This window comes from Microcoleus sp. B7-D4, assembly GCF_036705125.1.
In the GTDB taxonomy this organism is placed as follows: domain Bacteria; phylum Cyanobacteriota; class Cyanobacteriia; order Cyanobacteriales; family Microcoleaceae; genus Microcoleus.
Genome location: NZ_JAUBTT010000020.1, coordinates 17,871 through 36,514 on the forward strand (window position 1 = coordinate 17,871; position 18,644 = coordinate 36,514).

Below are 18,644 nucleotides of genomic sequence, written 5' to 3' on the forward strand. Positions count from 1 at the left end.
TACTCATTTGTAGATATATAGCCTTTCTCAGTAACATGAGGTGCTCTGGCGGCCTCCGTGGGCATAGGGCTTAGGGCATAGGCCTAGGACTCACCCCCATACCTCACCACGCTTGAGAACCGCTATATGTTTGGCAAAAAGGCTGCGGCAATTAAGAGTCGGAGAGGATGGGTTGCCCGCTGCTGCCTCAATCCTGGTTCCTAGGCGGCTTTGGAATTCCCAAGCCGGCAATTCCCCCATACTAAATTCATTTTTGGGCTATAGTTCCCTATGAGAAGGCTTCTAGGAGTATGGTTGCGTGATTGGGATCAATTGGCACAGAACGGTTGCGGGCAGGCTGGTAGCATTGTTCGCAGTAGCAGTATTAATTTTGGGTTTAGCAAGTTGTGGCGCGGGCCATCCCGAATTGCCCAAATCAGGGAACAAGAGCGGATCAGCTACCGCCCCAGTAAACAGAATCTCAGAGGTTTCTCCCCCAGAAGCCATTCAACAACTGCGTCAGGCTCTAGAAATCTACCAGCCTCAAATTAGTATTTTGAATCCAAAACCTGACCAAGTGCTTCAGGATATAAATGTATCTGTTCAGTTCCAAGTGAAGGACTTGCCCATTTTCAAAGATGCAAACTTGGGTTTGGGCCCCCATCTGCAAGTTTTATTAGACAACCAACCTTATGCAGCAGTTTACGACATCAACCAACCTTTAACGCTCTCCGACTTAGAGCCCGGAACCCATACCCTGCAGGTGTTCGCCGCCCGCCCTTGGGAAGAAAGCTTTAAAAACGAAGGTGCCGCAGCTCAAACCACCTTTCACATTTTTACCAAAACAGACAATAATAATCCCGATCGAACATTGCCCCTATTAACGTACAACAGCCCCCAAGGCAGTTACGGGGCAGAACCCATCCTGCTCGACTTTTACTTGACAAATGCCCCCCCGCACGAAGTGGCGCAAGAAAATTCCCAAGATGAAATACTCGATTGGAAAATTCGAGCCACAGTCAACGGCGAAAGCTTTGCGATCGACCAGTGGCAACCTATATATCTTAAAGGATTCAAACCAGGGAAAAACTGGGTACAGCTAGAATTAATTGACGAGCGGGGAAATATCGTCAAAAACGCCTTTAATAATACAGTCAGACTGATCAATTTCCAACCGCTCGGTCAAGATCCTCTTTCTAAAATAGTGCGGGGCGAACTAACAGCAGCAGAAAGTCGCAGTATAGTCGATCGCACCTACCAAGCCCCCGCACCCACACCAACCCCAACCCCCGAACCGACACCGACACCTGCATTAGAAAAAACACCAGTTGTCCAACCCTCACCAGCGGTTCCAGAAACCCCTGTTACCCAACCAAGCTTACAGCCAACAGTCGCTCCCGAAATTGCTCCCATACAAGTAATAGAACCGACACCGACAGCAACCCCCCAACTCGAAGCGCCGAAAATTGTAGAACCAATTCAAGTAATACAACCGACACCGACAGCAACCCCCCAACTCGAAGCGCCGAAAGTTGTTGCACCAGTTCAAGTAATAGAACCGACACCGACAGCAACTCCACAGTTAGAAACCCCGAAAGTTGTTGCACCAGTTAAAATAATAGAACCGACCCCAACAGCATCTCCCCAAACAAAAAAACAGGAATATAAAGGATACTACAATCGGTTCCGCAACTTCTTGCATCAAGAACCCCAACCTGCTAATCCTTCACAGCCACCAACCCTGCCAGAAATAACAGGAAAAGCTCCAGTACCACAAGTAGTCGCTCCCGCGATACCAGAACAATCTCCCAATCTTGTACCGCCAACGCCACCAGTTGCCGCTGAAACTCCTAGCCAGCCAACCAGCGAATTAGCCCCTCCCAAAACAACAGTTTCCGAACCAGAAAATCAGCCAAAATCCGAACAAAAAGTCGAATTTGCCACGTAACAAAATCTTCCTGGGCTTCGTGGCATGGGCGTCTCGCCCGTGTTCCAGTCGAATTTGCCACCTAACAAAATCTTCCTGGGATTCGTGGCATGGGCGTCCCGCCCGTGCTCCAGTAGAATTTGCCACCTAACAAAATCTTTCTGGGCTTCGTGGCATGGGCGTCCCGCCCGTGCTCCAGTCGAATTTGCCACCTAACAAAATCTTTCTGGGCTTAGTGGCATGGGCGTCTCGCCCGTGCTCCATCTGCGGTCAAAAATCAAAAATTAGGACACTAAAAAATGACCTACCTCGAAACAGCCGCCAAATTCTACAGCGATGTTGCCGAAACACCCCAAATCGGACTTTGCTGCGTCCAAAGCAGTCCCTTGCAATTGCCAGGATTAAAAATTCCCCAACAAATGCAAGAAATGAATTACGGCTGCGGCACAACCGTTCACGCCGCCGAACTTGTCGGCAATCCCTTCGTGCTTTATGTAGGCGTCGGCGGCGGCTTAGAAGCACTACAATTTGCATATTTTTCTAGACACAAAGGAGCGGTTATTGCCGTCGATCCGGTTCCAGCAATGCGAGAGGCGGCTGCACGAAACTTGCAAATTGCTGCCCACGAAAATGATTGGTTCGATCCGAGTTTTGTAGAAATTTGTGAAGGCGATGCTTTTGCCTTGCCGGTGCCGGATGCTTCTGTAGATGTTGTCGCCCAAAACTGCTTGTTTAATATCTTTGAACCAGCGGATTTAGCTAAAGCATTAAAAGAGACTTATCGGGTGTTAAAACCGGGTGGCAGGTTGTTGATGAGCGATCCGATCGCAACTCGCCCCATTCCCCAGCATTTGAAGGAAGACCAACGCTTGCGGGCCTTGTGTTTGTCCGGCGCTTTGACATACGCAGAATACGTTCAACACCTTGTAGACGTTGGTTTTGGGCAAGTCGAAGTGCGAGCGAGAAGGCCTTACCGATTGCTCGACAAACACAATTATCAATTGGATGCAGATTTGCTGTTAGAAAGCCTGGATTCGGTGTCTTTCAAAGTGGATGTACCGGATGATGGAGCTTGCATTTTCACTGGCAAAACGGCGATTTATACGGGGTCTGAAGATCTGTTTGATGACGGTTCTGGTCACGTTTTGCAGCGGGGAGTTCCGGCGGCTGTCTGCGATAAAACTGCTGGAAAGTTGGGGGGATTAATGCCGGATAAGGTGTTGATTACGGATTCGACTTGGCATTATAACGGCGGCGGTTGCTGTTAGATTTATTTCGGAATAATGTGGCTGTAATATTTTGGGAATAGAGCATTTCTCAAAGAAGTGAGGTGTGGGCGCTTCCTATGCCCTCTTTGCACCTCATGTTAGTGAGCAATGGGAGCATCTCACTTATGCAGCCCTCCGCTAGAAATTGGAGCCAGGAGTCAGGAGTCAGGAGTCAGGAGGAAAGAAGAAGGAGGAAGAAGGAAGGAGGAAGAAGGAAGGAGCCATTATAAGTGTTTTTACAAATATGAGATGCTCCCTGAGCAATGGTATAGAGGTCTCTAATTTTAGACTTCGCCTCAAATTTTCATCAAATTTTTATTTCCGCCTGACATCCTAGCGGGAGAAGGTTCACAACTCTGAAGTAAGGAATAGATTGCTCTTGAGAGGAGTGGCTGTCTTCATCACCCCCGTTCGCTAAATGTGAGGAGGAAATTTCCATGCTATCGAAATCTTTAAATTCAAGTTCATTATCGATCGTCCGTTACGGGTCTAGTTTTGTTTTGGGATTAGTGTTGTGCACGGCTTCTGCCCCGGTGCTGGCGCACGTTGGGCATGACAACGAGTTTGCAGGTGGCGATGCGGCGAAGATTATGCAGCCGATCGAGGTCGATGCCAGTAAAGCAACCGCATTGGGAATTAAGACAGAGGCAATTGCCCCTACAACCGATGGAGGTATTGTTAAAGTTCCCAGCACCAGCTTAGTTGATGCCAATGGGCAAAAGCTCGTCTACATCCAGGAAGGAACAACCTACAAACCAATCTCAGTTCAGATTGGTAGCGACTCTGGAGATGTGGTGGAAATTAAAGAAGGCAATTTAGTTCCGGGAAATCAGATTGTGATGCAGGGGGCAACGTTTTTGTACTCGGAGGCATTGCGAGGTAAACCGCAGGCCCAAACCCCGCCATCACCCGCTACATCGCAAGTAGAAACGCAAGCATCACCCGCTACATCGCCAGCAGAAACGCAAGCATCGGCCGCTACATCGCCAGCAGAAACGCAGCCTGCTCAAGGATCGTCACCTTTGATGTGGGTAGCAGGCGCAGGAGTTTTACTGGTGGGTGGATTCGCCCTCTTTGGGTTAAAAGGCAAGGATCGGTAGACATTCAAAAACCAAGATTTTTGGTAACAGTCGATCGCGACGGAGTAAAAATCTTTACTCCGTCTCCTAAAAGCTTGCCTAATGCTATCCAAATTTCATTTTTATGTTAAACGTCATCCCCAAATGGTCTATTGCTCAACGATGGTTAGTGGTGATCGGGGCGATCGCCCTGACCATCTGGAGCCTGTATACTGTAAGTCGAATGCCCCTCGACGTGTTGCCCAACTTTGCGCCCCCTCAAGTAGAAGTACAGACAGAAGCCCCCGGTCTAGCCCCGGAAGCGGTGGAATCGTTGGTGACGTTACCGCTAGAAAGTGCGGTCAACGGAACACCAGGAGTTGAAGTCGTTCGTACCTCCTCAGCCGTAGGAATTTCTGTATTGCGGGTAGTGTTTAAGTGGGGTACTGACCCGTATCAAGCTCGTCAACTCGTGGCAGAGCGATTGCAGGACGCGCAAGACCGACTACCGGAAGGGGTTGGTACCCCGCAGATATCGCCCCTAGCTCCCCCCATCGGAACGGTGATTCAATATGCGTTCACGTCTGACACTACATCGATCATGGAAGTGCGACGTTTGGTGGATGGCAAAGTCAACAATCGGTTGTTGGCAGTTCCAGGCGTATCGCAAGTGCTGGTTTACGGCGGAGACGTGCAGCAGTTTCAGGTCATTGCGAATCCTGAAAAACTCAAAGCGTTGAAGGTTTCGCTACAGGAAGTCGTCAAGGCGGCAAACGAGGCAAATGCCAAAACCGCCGGTGGATTGTTGATTGACCCCGATCGCGAATTGGTCATTCGGGGAGAGGGACAAATCCAGACGATCGCAGATTTGCAAAAAGCTGTGGTCAAGGTGCAGGAGGGAAAACCCATTCTACTGCGGGATGTGGCAGAGGTGAAGATTGGGGCTGCACTCCAGCGAGGCGATGCCAGTTGGAATACTAAACGGGCTGTGGTCGTGATGGTCAACAAGCAACCTTTGGTGGATAGTCCTACCGTCACGCAAGCCATCATCGAGGCGATGGAGGAAATTAAACCGGGCTTACCCAAGGATGTGAAGGCAAACGTCACTTTCCGGCAAGATGCCTACATTGATGCCTCAGTTGGTAATGTGCGATCGGCCTTGATCGAAGGCAGTTTGATTGTCGCAGCCATTCTGATTCCCTTTCTGATGAACTGGCGCACTCTCTCTGTCTGTTTGTTTGATTTCTTTCTGACGCTACTGTTTTCACTGTTGGTGTGTTCCTGGATCGGTTTGGAACTCAACACCATGACCCTCGGCGGATTGGTAGTGGCGATCGGAACAGCCGTGGATGATGCGATCGTCTACTGCGAAAATACCTACCGCCGCTTACGGGAAAATCGCCTCTCGCCCAATCCCCAGCCACCACTGGAAATTATTTTTGAGGGTTCTCAGGAAGTGCGCGAGTCGCTGATTGGGGCGACGTTAATTGGCATTATTGTCTTTTCACCGATTTTCACACTCTCTGGGGTAGAGGGGCGGATCTTCACCCCGATGGGCATTGCCTACCTAGTGGTGGTTGTCATCTCCAGCCTGGAATCGCTAGTAATCTCCCCTGCATTGTGTGCCATTCTGTTACCGCACAGCCGGATGCAGACGACAGAACCCTTCCTAGCCCGGTGGTCTAAACAACTTTACGATCCGTTGCTGCGAATGGCGATGCGTCGCTCTACCTTAATTTTAGGATTGGCCACAGCCTCAATGGTAGCGGCAATGTTGATTGTGCCGACGTTAGGACGGGATTTTCTGCCAACGTTCCAGGAACGATCGCTGATGAATGCGATCGCCCTTTATCCGGGTTCCTCACTCGAAGCAACCAATCGCGTTGGCTTAGCAATTCAAAATGCTCTTAAGGATGACCCCCGGTTTGAATCAGTACAACTCCGGGCAGGGCGTGCTCCGGGTGATCCAGATGCGGCATCGGTGAACTTGGCACACTTAGACGTGGAACTAAGTGAAGCAGCGATGCAAAACCGTCCTGCCTCCATTGAAGCCTTGCGGGAGGCATTGGGTCAGTTTCCGGGAGTTGCCACCAATGTCGGTGGATTTATCAGTCACAGGATGGATGAAGTGTTGTCGGGGGTCAGGAGTGCGATCGCGATCAAAGTATTCGGCAATGACCTGCAAGAACTACGCCGCATTGGAGAACAAATCGAAGCCGCAATGAAAGACGTGAAGGGATTGGTAGACCTTCAGCTTGAGCCCCAAATACCGATCCGTCAAGTACAAATTCAATTTAACCGAGATGCAGCCGCTCGCTACGGATTGACGATCGCCCAATTGTCAGATTTCACCGAAACAGCCCTAAATGGTCGCGTGGTTGCTCAAGTGCCCGATGGTCAACAGTTGGTCGATGTGTTGGTTTGGGTCAACGAATCTGCCCGTCGCAATCTCAACACGATTCGCAACCTCCAAGTTAATACCCCAACAGGTCAAATCATCCCGCTTTCGCAGGTAGCAAAGGTTGACTTTGGCAATGGTCCGAACACGATTAACCGGGAAAATGTCTCACGTTTAATTGTAGTGTCAGCCAACGTACAGGGACGCGATGTTGCTTCGGTCGTCGGTGACATTCGCGCCAAGGTCAAGCAATCGGTGCAACTGCCCCAGGGCTACTATATTCAGTACGGCGGACAGTATGAGTCGGAACAACGGGCTGCTCAAAACTTCCTAATTTTCGGAATATTAGCAGTGCTAGCGATCGCCGTATTGATGTACTTCACGGTGAAATCCGTTCCTGCCATGCTGATGGTTATGATCAACTTACCATTAGCCCTGGTTGGCGGTGTTATCTCAGTCCTGCTGACGGGCGGCGTTATCTCAGTTCCGTCAATGGTAGGCTTTGTGACGCTGTTTGGCGTAGCGACGCGCAATGGATTGCTGCTCGTAGACAACTACAACACCAAACTGGCACAAGGAATGCCGCTTCCCAAAGTCATTGTCGAAGGCTCGATGGAACGGTTGCTGGCGATTCTGATGACAGCACTCACCTCGGCATTGGGGATGATTCCCCTGGTCTTAAGCGGTGGGGCTGGTAAGGAATTGTTGCAGCCTTTGGCGATCGTCGTCCTCGGCGGACTCTTTACCTCAACTGCTCTCACCCTACTGGTTCTACCTGCATTGTATGCTCGATTTGGCAAGTTTCTAATGCCTAAACGGGTGATGAAAGCAACCGAGTTGAAAAACTATGGCATTGAGCCGACACCAACCAAAGAAGTAGGCTAAACCTTGACCACTGGGTTAAAAACGGACAGAGATTGGCAACGGTGCTCGCAGGATTTTCCTAAAAGACTGTATGCACCGGTGCGTCGCTGTGAAACTATCGATATTATTTAGGAGCTTGATAGCGACGCACCCTACAGCTATTCTCTCTCTGTGTCCTCTGTGTCCTCTGTGGTTAAATCATTCCGATGCAATGAATTATATCGATATTATTTAGCAGCTTTGATAGCGACGCACCCAGAGCTAATTTTGGATAAATTTTGAGAATTAGTATGATCTGTTTGTTAGTAAAAAAGTATCGGACGAGATAGCTATAAAATGAGAATTCTGCTGGCGGAAGACGAACCAGATTTGGGTGCGATCGTGCAACGCACCTTGAGCCGAGAAAAGTACCTGGTGGATTGGGTGCAAGATGGCACCACTGCTTGGAACTATCTGGAAGACCAATGGATCGAGTACACGGTTGCCATTTTTGACTGGTTGCTGCCGGAAATCTCTGGCGTCGAACTATGCCAACGCTTGCGCCGGCAGAATAATCCTTTACCCGTTTTGATGTTGACGGCAAAAGATCGCACGGAGGATATGGTGGCGGGGCTGGATGCTGGGGCTGATGACTATTTGATGAAACCGTTTGTGAAAGCGGAGTTGTTAGCTCGGTTGCGAGCACTTCAGCGACGGGGACGGAGTTTGTCGCCAGAACAGTCGCCATATTTCAATCCTGCCCAACTTGAGGCGGGGCGATTGCGGCTTGACTATACTAAATCCATCATCTCCACTACGGATGACGGAGGACAGCTAACGGTGATTCCTCTGACGGCTAATGAGTTTCGGTTACTGGAATATTTCATGCAGCACCCGAACCAAATCCTCACGCGCGATCGACTTTTGACTCGGCTGTGGGATGTGGATACTGACCCGATGAGCAATGTAGTTGCTGCTAGAATTCGTCTGTTGCGCCGCAAGCTGGCAGATTATGGCTGTGACGGGATGATTGAAACGGTTCATGGATTCGGGTATCGCTTGAGCAAGTAATATGCACTCCAACAAGCTATTTAACCGCACGCGCTGGCAACTTGCGGGTTGGTATGCGATCGTCATTGGGTTGTTGTTAGGTATATGCGGTGTTGCAGTCTATCAGGTTGTGTTTCACACGCAGCGATACATCCTCCAGGAAAAACTACAGTCCTTAGCCGGAACGCTGCATGACACTATCGAACCACAATTACAACAACCGGGACAGCTTTCATCCAGCTTGAAAACTATTTTGCCCGGTTTATGTCTGTGGAATGAAAACTGTTACTCTTCAGGCAATGACGGGGCGCGACATACTGCTAGGGTGTTTCAGCAGGAGGGATATTATCTCCGCTTTTTAGACCAATCTGGGGAAATATTAGCAAAGGTTGGAGAGCAGCCGGATGTATTAGAAAACTTTGCACCAAAAGAGTTTTGGCAAATTCTGCATCTTTCTAATGGCGATCGCTTTTATCAAATTTCTCTATTACTGAGAACAAACAGCGGTTTGCCTTGGGGTTATATGCAAATTGGGCGATCGCTCAAAGAATGGGATGCTTATCTGAGCACTTTGCGATTGTTGCTCTTTTTAGGCTTACCCTTGGTCATGCTGCTAGTGGGAGGAGCTAGTTGGTGGTTATCTGGATTAGCGATGCGACCAATTTATCAGTCCTATCTCCAGATGCAACAATTCACCTCCGATGCCGCTCATGAATTGCGAACGCCTCTGGCTGTCATTCAGGCTACTGTTGAGGATACTCGTCTGGCTGAAGATTTACCGGAGGTTAGTCAAAACCTCGATATTATCGAACGACAAAACATCCGCCTTTCTAGGTTAGTGAAAGATTTATTGTTTATTTGTAGACTTGAGCAACAACAGATTCCGACTCAATTGCAGCATTGCTGTTTCAACTATCTGATCGGCGATTTAGTAGAAGAACTTGCAGGTTTAGCAATGGTGGCTTCGGTGGAATTGAAGTTAGAAATTCGTGCTTCGCGAGCCGTTGTAATTCTTGGGGATGAAGCCCAACTTTACCGAATGGTGACGAATTTAATTACCAACGCGATTAACTACACTCCCCCAGGAGGGCTAATCCTTGCCATCCTCGATTGCACCGACAAGGAAGCCATAATTCAAGTTCAAGATACAGGTGTTGGTATTGCCCTAGCCGAGCAAACGCGGATTTTTGATCGTTTCTACCGAGTGCAGAGCGATCGTTCTAGAGCCACGGGTGGTGCTGGATTAGGGCTATCGATTGCAAGTGCGATCGCAGTGGCTCATCAAGGCAGCATTCAAGTCCAGAGTGAGTTAGGAAAAGGCAGTACATTTACAATCCGTCTACCACTCAAATGAAAACAATATTACTGCGATCGCGTCAAGATTGCCTTTGCAAGGGGAACCGCAGAATATCAATCTGTGGGTTAACTCGATCGCAAGTGCGATCGACCACAAAAAAATTAACGGTGTATTGGTTATTTTGGAAAATAATTGCAGGGAAAAGCAAGCCTAAAATTTAGGACAAGCAAGAGACGCCAATTGCTGAAGTTGGTTGACAATAGCTTCCTAATACTATAGTATTCGATTATGACATATAAGACTATTGACTTATTTTCTGGTGCGGGTGGCTTGACTACAGGATTTCACCTGGCTGGTTTTGAATCTTTATGTGCGATCGAGATGGATGCGAAAGCTCTAGCGACCTATAAGCATAATTACCCAAACACCAAAATTGTTCATCAGGATATACGTGAGATCAATCCTTTGGATTTGCGATTATGTTTGGGTTTGCAGAGGGAGGAACTAACAGCGTTGATAGGCGGCCCCCCATGCCAAGGGTTTTCAAGAAATATTCCTGCTGACTATCGCTACCTCAGCGACTCTCGCAATCAGTTATATCGGACATTTTTAGAATTCGTACAGGAATTTAGACCTCTTTACGTTGTTATGGAGAACGTACCTGAAATATTGAAAGCTTATGGTGGTGTAGTTAAGAATGAAATTACACAGCAACTTGAGTCGCAAGGTTATAAAGTCACTTATGGCTCACTAAACTCCGCGCATTATGGAGTACCGCAGACCCGATCGAGGGCTTTTTTCCTGGCGAGTTTAGATAAACCACTTCAATTCCCTGAACCTACACACGCTGGCGACATTAGAAGCGATTACAGATCTACTAAATCTTGTTACCAACTTAGTCTCCTAGAATCAAACATTTCTTCAGTCGTCACAGTTAAAGATGCGATTGGAGATTTGCCGTCATTGAACGCAGGAGAGGAATATAATGCTGAAGTTTATCCTTTTCCACCCCAAACTGCGTACCAAGCAATGATACGTAATGGAAGTACGAAACTTTTCAATCACGTTGCTCGTGCTTTGAGCCCCATTCAAATGTCAAGAGTGCGTCTTCTTAGTGAAGGGCAAGATGCTAGAGACTTGCCACCGGAATTAGCTCCTAAAAAGCACTATAGCGGTGCATATGGAAGGCTTTACTGGGATAAACCAGCAAGAACTATCACAAGGTGGGTTTTCCATCCCGGATCGGGCAGGTTTTTTCATCCAACCCAAAATCGGACAATTACCATCCGTGAAGCTGCAAGATTGCACTCTTACCCAGATAACTTTAACTTTCTGGGAACATACACTGATATGGCTTCTCAAATCGGAGAATCAGTACCCCCACTTCTAGGTAAAGCAATAGCTGCATCTATTCTCCAAGTTCACTGTCCAAAGACTGTGTACTGAGTTGATCTTGCAAAGCTGAGAGAACAGTTTGCACATATCGATCAAGTGTAATACGAGTTCGCTGAACCCTAATGTGAACGGCTTCTGGAGGAATGGTTCTAGCTCTAAAAAGTTGCTTTTGATTCTTGTACCAAACTAACTCTAGCTTACCTGCAACATTGCCTTGTAGGCCTACTCCGGATCTTCCAGTAACTCTATCAACTGTCCAAGCCCAAGAAAAAGCATTTGGGTCAAGTGGATTAAGAGGGAATTCACAGTAAATATATTCATATCCTCTAATGGTTTTCAGCAGTATGCCGACCTAGCTATTGGTAATGCTCTGTGCTGCTTGACTCGATATAATTTTCTCGTTCCAATGCTGAACAATAGCTGCTCCGAGTTCAGCAGGTGAGGATTGTTCCGTCAAACCAGGAAAACCAAGTTGGGCAGCCTTTTTGATCACATCTGCTCTCTGAATGACAAACAAAAATGTATTTACAACAGTAAGACTATTCAGTTGAAGAGATTTGAGTGACCAACCAGTTGCAGTCGTGGTGTCAACAGCATCATAGAGGAGTTTGCTACGTCCTAATGCTGGATCTGATAAAGGAATATGCTTGACATAATGAAAAATAGCTTCCCAAGTATAATCCTCTATCGAGCCTATAACTGGAGATGCAATGGTAGCAATAATGGCTTGCCTCAATCTTTCAATCTCGTTTTCCGTCAGCACTCAAGAGTTCCTCTACAACTCGTAAAAATTCACCCATTGTTATGTCCAGAGCATTTGTTATGTGACTAAGAACTCTAACAGATGGACTTTTCAGTCCTCGCTCAAGCTGGCTGATATAGGTTCTGTGCAGACCTGTGACTTCTGCCAGATATTCTTGTGACCAACGTTTCTCTATGCGACGACGTTGTATTTCTAGTCCTAAAGTTTGGTCTAGTTTGCTAGGCTGCATAGAGAGAAATAGTAAGGTTTTGAATACAAAAGTTCTACAGACTAAAGTATTCAATGTGGCAATATGAACACTGAACTCACTCCCCTCTGGTGGCACAGCCATCTTGGCTGTCTCCAAAAACCCTGGTTTAGTAAGCTTTCTTCCCATCCTGCCAAACTTCCCGCTAAATTAAAGAAGTAAAAAAATTATTCACATCCTACCCAGGAGATGCCATGCCTCGCGTCAGAGCACCAGAATTCCCCGGAAACTACCCCTGGTTAAACACCGAAAAACCTTTATCCATTGAATCCTTAAAAGGGCGCGTCGTCCTTCTCGACTTCTGGACGTACTGCTGCATCAACTGCTTGCACGTCCTGCCCGACTTAAAATACCTCGAACAAAAATATAAAGATTCCCTCACGGTTATCGGCGTTCACTCGGCTAAATTTGAAAACGAAAAAGAAGTAGAAAACATCCGCCAAGCTATCCTCCGCTACGATATCGAACATCCTGTAATCGTTGACAGCGGCATGAAAGTTTGGCAAAGCTACGCGGTTCGCGCTTGGCCGACTTTAATGGTGATCGATCCTGAAAGTTATGTCGTTGGCTTTGTTTCGGGCGAAGGCAATAGAGAAGCACTTGACGAGTTAGTTGGCAAGTTAATTGCTGAATACAAAGATAAAAATGCACTCAACTTTAAACAACTGCGTTTTACCTTAGAAAAACAGCGCAAACCTGTATCAACACCGCTGGCTTTTCCCGGTAAAGTGCTGGCATTTGCGATCGCTGCAACGGAGGCAAAACAGCTTCACCAACAGGGCGCGCTTTTGGGCGAAATGAGTCAGGAAAATGAATCTGTAGATGAAACTGTATTGCCGGGGCCTGCTAATTCAGTCATCCAAAACTTAGTGGGTTCTTGCTTATTTATTGCCGATTCCGGCCACAATAGGATTGTTGTCAGCACCCTCGAAGGTGAGGTGCTGCACGTTATCGGTAGCGGTAAACCGGGTTTAACTGATGGGAACTTTGAAGAGGCTGAGTTTTATGCACCTCAAGGTATGGCTTTTGATGCAGAAAGTCAAATTCTATATGTTGCTGATACGGAAAATCATGCTCTCAGAAAGATTGATTTTACGACTCAACGGGTAGAAACTGTTGCTGGTACCGGCGAACAAAGTCACGAAATTTCCCCCCGCAGCGGCAAGGGTTTAGAAACGCAATTGAATTCGCCTTGGGATTTAGAAAGAGTTGGAAATAGACTTTTTATTGCAATGGCGGGTTCCCACCAAATTTGGGAAATGCAGTTAGACACGGGCACGATCGGCACTTATGCAGGTATTGGCCGAGAATCCTGTGTTGACGGAAGTCTTGCAGAATCTGCTTTTTCTCAGCCCAGCGGGTTGTCTACCGATCGATCGGAGTTGTTTGTTGCTGACAGCGAAATTAGTTCGATTCGCGCTGTGGGTATTGATGAAGACCCGAAGGTGCGTACAGTCTGCGGTAGCGGTGAATTGTTTGGTTTTGGAGATAAAGATGGTCGCGCTGAGGAGGTAAGGTTACAGCACTGTTTAGGTGTTGAATACGCTCAAAATTACCTCTGGGTTGCTGATACTTACAATCACAAAATTAAGCGGATCGACCACCGGGGCGGTACGTGCAGAACAATGATTGGAGATGGTACAGCAGGTTTGGTTGATGCTAAAGGTCTCAAGGCTCGATTTTTTGAACCTTCAGGGTTGAGTGCGATCGGGCCTCATTTGTTTGTTGCTGATACGAACAATCATGTAATCCGAAGAGTTGAGTTGGATACGCTGGAAGTCACAACTTTGGATTTCCCCAGTTTGTGCGCCCCGGATGTTTGTCTTCCTGATTAAGTCGATCGACCTTTTTTACTTCAGGCACGGTTCTCAATTCTCGTGATTGCCAGAAATATTGTGGTAAAGTAGGGTGCTCTTCGGCGCACCTTACCACAATTTTCAAGCCAAGTAAGTTAACCTAACAGTCATGGACGCAAAAACCAGGTTTCTTCAGGTAATTTTGTCATATACGCTCGATCGCCACAAAGAGAAACCGGGTTTTTTTGGTCTCGTGCGTCCAGGACTGCCCCAGTCGCATGGCGACGGAGAAACCGGGTTTTTCACCGAATCTGCGGCCTACAACAGGTCTTTTCGTAAAAAAACCCGGTTTCTAAACAATCGTGCATAAGTCTTATGCTGTTAATTCAATGGTGAGTTAACCCGCGATCGCCCAATACGGTTCAGATAAGACTGATCCCCCCTAGCCAAGCCAAGAGGGCGGGCACTCTTGGCACCGCCCCTACGAAGGGGGGGACAAGAAGTTGCTCTTGCGTCCCCCAACAATCAGGGGGATTTAGGGGGATCTCCGGGGAATTAACAGTGTTAACTGAACTGTATTGCGCGATCGCCCGTATTAAAGAATCGCAAAAATCCTCGCCCCAATCTAAAATTCCGCATAGCTCAGCAGCCGCACTATTTTTTCATTATCGTTCAATTCGCCGACAATTCGTCGCACGGGTTTCGGCCAGATTTTAATCAAAGTAGGAGTTGCTGAAATCTGATCTGCCTCAGCTTGGTCTGGATGTTTCAAAACATCAATTACTTTTAAAGTGTAGGGACGATCGAGGCATTTCTCTAAGAACTGGTGTAAAGTTTCGAGGGTGCGTTCGGTGCTGGGGTTGCTGCCGGAAACAAACAGACGCAAAACGTACCCTTGAGTTTGTGGCGGTGGGGTGAGTGCTGTTGGTTTGGGAAGCCGAGTCTGCTGCGATTGCGGAAAGCCCAAGGGAGTTACGATCGAACTGTTCCAGTCCGATCGAGCTTCGGGGCTGGCATACTGTACAACTAAGTCGTGATTTTCCCAAAGTTCGGGGAATTGTTCGTGATAAGTAGCGATTGCCATCGGTTCGCACATTTCTTCGCTCCGGGGATGCCACACTAAGTCGCCAGTCCCAAAAATGGCGTTCAGCAGTGTTTGATGTCGGAGCACGGGGGGGTAAGCCTCGGCAGCAACCCGCACCTGCCGATCGCCTGGATCGAGCCAGGAGTCAACGGTTGCCGTGTAGCAAGGTATCAGAAAATGTGGCGGTTCCGACAAACCGAGGATCTCCTGTAGAGCTACGCACAACTGCAAATGCCACCGAGTTTGCTTGTGGGGGTCTATGCAATAGATTAAGTCTCCCCCTGGTGTAAACAGCGCAATGCCTTTGAAAATTTCTGGCAAAATAGGGCGATCGACTTTCAATTCAGTACACCAATAAAAGTTAACAGTTAACAGTTAACTTTTAACTGCTAACTGTTAACACTCGACCTTTAGACTCGACCTCGGAGCATCTGAGCCATTTCGTTCGGGAACGGCGAGTTCTCTACACAAAGTTCTTCAGTAATCCGACCTTCTTGATAAAGGCCGTAGAGCGACTTATTCATCGTCGTCATGCCTTCATAAGTATCTTTGATCATGATTTGATTAATTTCCTCATTCTGGCCCTTCAGAATGTATTCCTTAACCACGTCGGTATTGATCATAACGTCGTGGAAAGCAGCCCGCTTTCCGTCTGTGGTTTTGCACAGCAGTTGAGCAATAATCGCCACTAGGGATTCGGAAATTGAAACCCGTATGGCATCCTGTTCTTCCGCCCCGAACATATCAAGAATCCGGTTCAGGGTCTTAACCGCACTGTTCGTGTGCAGGGTTCCTGCAACTAAGTGACCGGTTTGAGAGGCTTTGAGGGCGATTTCCACCGTCTCTCTGTCCCGAATTTCTCCTACTAGCAGCATATCCGGGTCTTGTCGCAGAGCGCCTTTGAGAGCGCTCATAAACTTGAGGGTGTGCCTGCCGACTTCCCGGTGCTTGATCAAGGATTTTTTGCTTTCGTGTACGAATTCTACCGGGTCTTCGATCGTGATGATATTGTAGGCTTTATTCTTATTGATGTAGTCGATCATCGCGGCCAACGTGGTAGACTTACCCGAACCTGTCGGGCCTGTCACCAAAATCAGCCCTTTGTGGTAGCCACATATTTTCCTAAATACCTCCGGCAGTTTCAATTCCTCCAGTGTCATTATTTTGGCAGGAATTAGCCGAAGCACCATTGCCGGGCCGGCCAAGGAGTCCATGCAACTGATCCGAATGCGGACGAACCCGAAGTCGAAAGCGCCGTCAAAGTCTAGGGTTTTTTGGAAAATTTCAATTTCTTCATCGCTCATGCACTCCCGCAACCAGCCAAAAAACGTATCTAAATCGGTCGGTGGATAGCCGATGTCGGCAATCTCGCCCCGGGTGCGGAAGCGGGGAACTTCGTTTACTCCGAGGTGAAGGTCGGATACTCCTTCATCTTTGGCTCGGATTACTAGCTCTTTCAAACTCGGAACTCCCCCGCTGCTAGAGCTCGGGCCTTTAGGTGTGGCGAAGGATTGTGGCGCTGGTGCGGGTGGCGCTGCTGGTGCGGGTGCGGGCGGCGGTGCTGGTGGCATTCCTGCTGCTCTGGGGGGCATCCCGGGAGCTGGAGGGCGGGGCATTCCTGGCGGTGGGGGGGCTCCGGGTACGGGCGGGCGAGGAGCGGGCGGATGCTGTTGTGTCATATGCGCTACCTTAAGTTGGTGAGAAGGCTGACTCGAACAGATGATTTGTGGAAGTTGGACAATGCCGATCGCCATTGTGCGTCTCTTGCACAAAAGCTTAACTGTTGTTCTCAGTCTATCCTAAGAAGGAGTCATAATGCTGCACTAATAAGGAAATATTCTGCCAATTGGAGGATGCGATCGCTCTGGCCCTAGGAGCAAATATGGATTTTCTACTTTTTGGGAGAATTTTTGTTAAGGAAAAGAGTTTTCCGCAAGTAAGCAGTATAAATTGATACTTTAGCCCAATATTAAGGACTTAAACGGATGAATTCTGTCGATCGGGCTTTTACTCCAGCTCTCTCGTTGGCGGAGTCGATCCGCACCCTGGAAGTGTCGCCTTTAGAAATTGTCAATCTCTACTTGGAACGCATTGAGCGATTAAACCCTGAGCTGGGAAGTTATTTTACTGTAACGGCCGAGCGGGCGATCGCCCTGGCTAAATCTCAAACCGAAAAACTAGCTGGGTTAAACAAGCCACAGGAATTGCCACCTTTTTTCGGAGTGCCGATCGCCATTAAAGACTTGACACCAGTTACCGGCGTTCCGTGTACATACGGCACTCAGGCTTTGCTGGGTAACATCTCTGCCTACGATGAGTCAGTAGTATGGCGGATCAAAGCAGCAGGATTTAACATTCTGGGGAAAACAGCAACCTCTCAAATTGGCTCATTGCCTTACACCGAACCAGAAGGTTTCCCGCCCGCCCGCAATCCCTGGAATTTAGACTATACACCCGGAGGTTCCAGTGGAGGCTCAGCGGCGGCTGTAGCAGCGGGTTTATGCGCGATCGCCCAAGGTTCAGACGGTGGCGGTTCGATTCGAGGCCCAGCTTCCTGCTGCGGTTTAGTGGGCATTAAACCGTCGCGGGGGCGAGTTTCCTGGGCACCTGTCGGAGATTACCTCAGTGGCATTTCGGCCAACGGGCCACTGGCGCGCACTGTAGCTGACGCCGCCGCACTTTTGGATGTGATGTCAGGCTACACAACAGGCGATCCGTACTGGCTACCAGATTCAAATCCGACTTTTCTAGAGGCTTCCCGTCAACAGCAGGGCAAACTGCGAATTGCGTTTTCTACGACTATTTCCCCTGTGGGCGAGGCTGCGCCTATCTGTCAGCAAGCGGTACTCGAAACCGTAAAATTATTGACAGATTTGGGTCACGATGTCGAACCTGGATGCCCGGATTTTACGGGTTTAATCGAACCGTTTATCGCAATTTGGCAGTCGGGGGCGGCGGCAAGTGGCATTCCAGGCCCTGCTTTGGAACCGATGAATCGCTGGCTGTTAGAAAGAACTATTTCGGCTGGGGAATATTTGCGGGCGGTGAATCAAATGCAGGTGATTTCACGGCGGATTGTGGGATTCTTTGAAAAATTTGATGTGTTAGTTTTGCCGACTTATATGCACTCGCCAATCCGGGTTGGGGAGTGGGCGGATTTGAGTTTTGAAGAAACTTTGCAGCGCATTATTAATTGGGTTGCTCCTTGTCCGCCGTTTAATGCTAGCGGTTTGCCTGCGATCGCACTTCCTGCAATTTTAGATAACAACGGTTTGCCAGTGGGAATTCAAATTATCGGGCGGCCCGCGGCGGAAGCAACTTTAATTGCTTTAGCGGCGCAGATGGAAGCGGCGAAACCTTTCCCGGTTTTAGATTTTAAATAGAAAAGAGCAAGGGATAAAATCACTTTTCCCTTTTTTAGGGGTAAGCTGTGTTGCATCTAGATTGCCTATGGTATTAGAGAGGGAGAGGGTCCGATGGGGATCGGGGGAGAGGATTTAACGATTTTTGATCGGGACTCTAAATATACAATTTAAATG

General features: G+C 48.2%; 13 protein-coding genes. 9 read left to right on the plus strand and 4 right to left on the minus strand.

Annotation, left to right across the window (positions count from 1 at the left end):
- Positions 1-298 precede the first annotated feature (298 nt).
- The 7 genes from QUB12_RS10585 to QUB12_RS10615 all read left to right on the plus strand — a co-directional run bounded on the left by QUB12_RS10585 (position 299) and on the right by QUB12_RS10615 (position 11,266).
- Positions 299-1,927 (plus strand): hypothetical protein, encoded by a 1,629-nt coding sequence (locus QUB12_RS10585; protein WP_333306666.1) that lies wholly within the window; start codon positions 299-301, stop codon positions 1,925-1,927.
- A 278-nt stretch (positions 1,928-2,205) separates the two neighbouring features.
- The gene (gene arsM / locus QUB12_RS10590) at positions 2,206-3,174 is read left to right on the plus strand and encodes an arsenosugar biosynthesis arsenite methyltransferase ArsM (protein WP_333306668.1); all 969 of its coding nucleotides are present in this window, start codon (positions 2,206-2,208) and stop codon (positions 3,172-3,174) included.
- A gap of 437 nt (positions 3,175-3,611) precedes the next feature.
- Positions 3,612-4,274 (plus strand): hypothetical protein, encoded by a 663-nt coding sequence (locus QUB12_RS10595; RefSeq protein WP_333140495.1) that lies wholly within the window; start codon positions 3,612-3,614, stop codon positions 4,272-4,274.
- A gap of 103 nt (positions 4,275-4,377) precedes the next feature.
- On the plus strand, positions 4,378-7,515 hold the full coding sequence (locus QUB12_RS10600; protein WP_333140493.1) for an efflux RND transporter permease subunit: 3,138 nt from the start codon (positions 4,378-4,380) through the stop codon (positions 7,513-7,515).
- A gap of 315 nt (positions 7,516-7,830) precedes the next feature.
- Entirely contained in the window at positions 7,831-8,544 is a 714-nt protein-coding gene (rppA, locus tag QUB12_RS10605; protein ID WP_333140491.1) for a two-component system response regulator RppA, read from the plus strand.
- 1 nt (position 8,545) lies between these two features.
- Positions 8,546-9,877 carry a two-component system sensor histidine kinase RppB gene (gene rppB, locus QUB12_RS10610; RefSeq protein WP_333140489.1) on the plus strand — a complete coding sequence of 444 codons (1,332 nt, stop codon included), beginning with the start codon at positions 8,546-8,548 and terminating at the stop codon, positions 9,875-9,877.
- Positions 9,878-10,108: 231 nt separating this feature from the next.
- Complete coding sequence (locus tag QUB12_RS10615) at positions 10,109-11,266, plus strand: DNA cytosine methyltransferase (protein ID WP_333140485.1); 1,158 nt, start codon at positions 10,109-10,111, stop codon at positions 11,264-11,266.
- A 301-nt stretch (positions 11,267-11,567) separates the two neighbouring features.
- Here the strand turns inward: QUB12_RS10615 and QUB12_RS10620 are convergent, their stop codons facing one another.
- Positions 11,568-11,978 (minus strand): hypothetical protein, encoded by a 411-nt coding sequence (locus QUB12_RS10620; protein ID WP_333306670.1) that lies wholly within the window; start codon positions 11,976-11,978, stop codon positions 11,568-11,570.
- Positions 11,956-12,354, minus strand: coding sequence for a helix-turn-helix transcriptional regulator (locus tag QUB12_RS10625; protein WP_333140482.1), 399 nt, complete (start codon positions 12,352-12,354; stop codon positions 11,956-11,958). Before QUB12_RS10625 ends, QUB12_RS10620 begins: the two co-directional genes overlap by 23 nt.
- A 65-nt stretch (positions 12,355-12,419) precedes the next feature.
- Between QUB12_RS10625 and QUB12_RS10630 the strand changes: the two genes are divergently transcribed.
- Positions 12,420-14,060 carry a thioredoxin-like domain-containing protein gene (locus QUB12_RS10630; RefSeq protein WP_333140480.1) on the plus strand — a complete coding sequence of 547 codons (1,641 nt, stop codon included), beginning with the start codon at positions 12,420-12,422 and terminating at the stop codon, positions 14,058-14,060.
- 586 nt (positions 14,061-14,646) lie between these two features.
- Here QUB12_RS10630 and QUB12_RS10635 read toward each other — a convergent pair.
- Both QUB12_RS10635 and QUB12_RS10640 read right to left on the minus strand, forming a co-directional pair.
- Positions 14,647-15,447, minus strand: coding sequence for a circadian clock KaiB family protein (locus QUB12_RS10635; RefSeq protein WP_333306672.1), 801 nt, complete (start codon positions 15,445-15,447; stop codon positions 14,647-14,649).
- A gap of 68 nt (positions 15,448-15,515) precedes the next feature.
- Entirely contained in the window at positions 15,516-16,784 is a 1,269-nt protein-coding gene (locus QUB12_RS10640; RefSeq protein WP_333306674.1) for a type IV pilus twitching motility protein PilT, read from the minus strand.
- 306 nt (positions 16,785-17,090) lie between these two features.
- On the opposite strand from QUB12_RS10640, the gene QUB12_RS10645 reads away from it, so the two are divergent.
- Positions 17,091-18,488, plus strand: a complete 1,398-nt coding sequence (locus tag QUB12_RS10645; RefSeq protein ID WP_333306677.1) for an amidase — start codon at positions 17,091-17,093, stop codon at positions 18,486-18,488.
- Positions 18,489-18,644 lie beyond the last annotated feature (156 nt).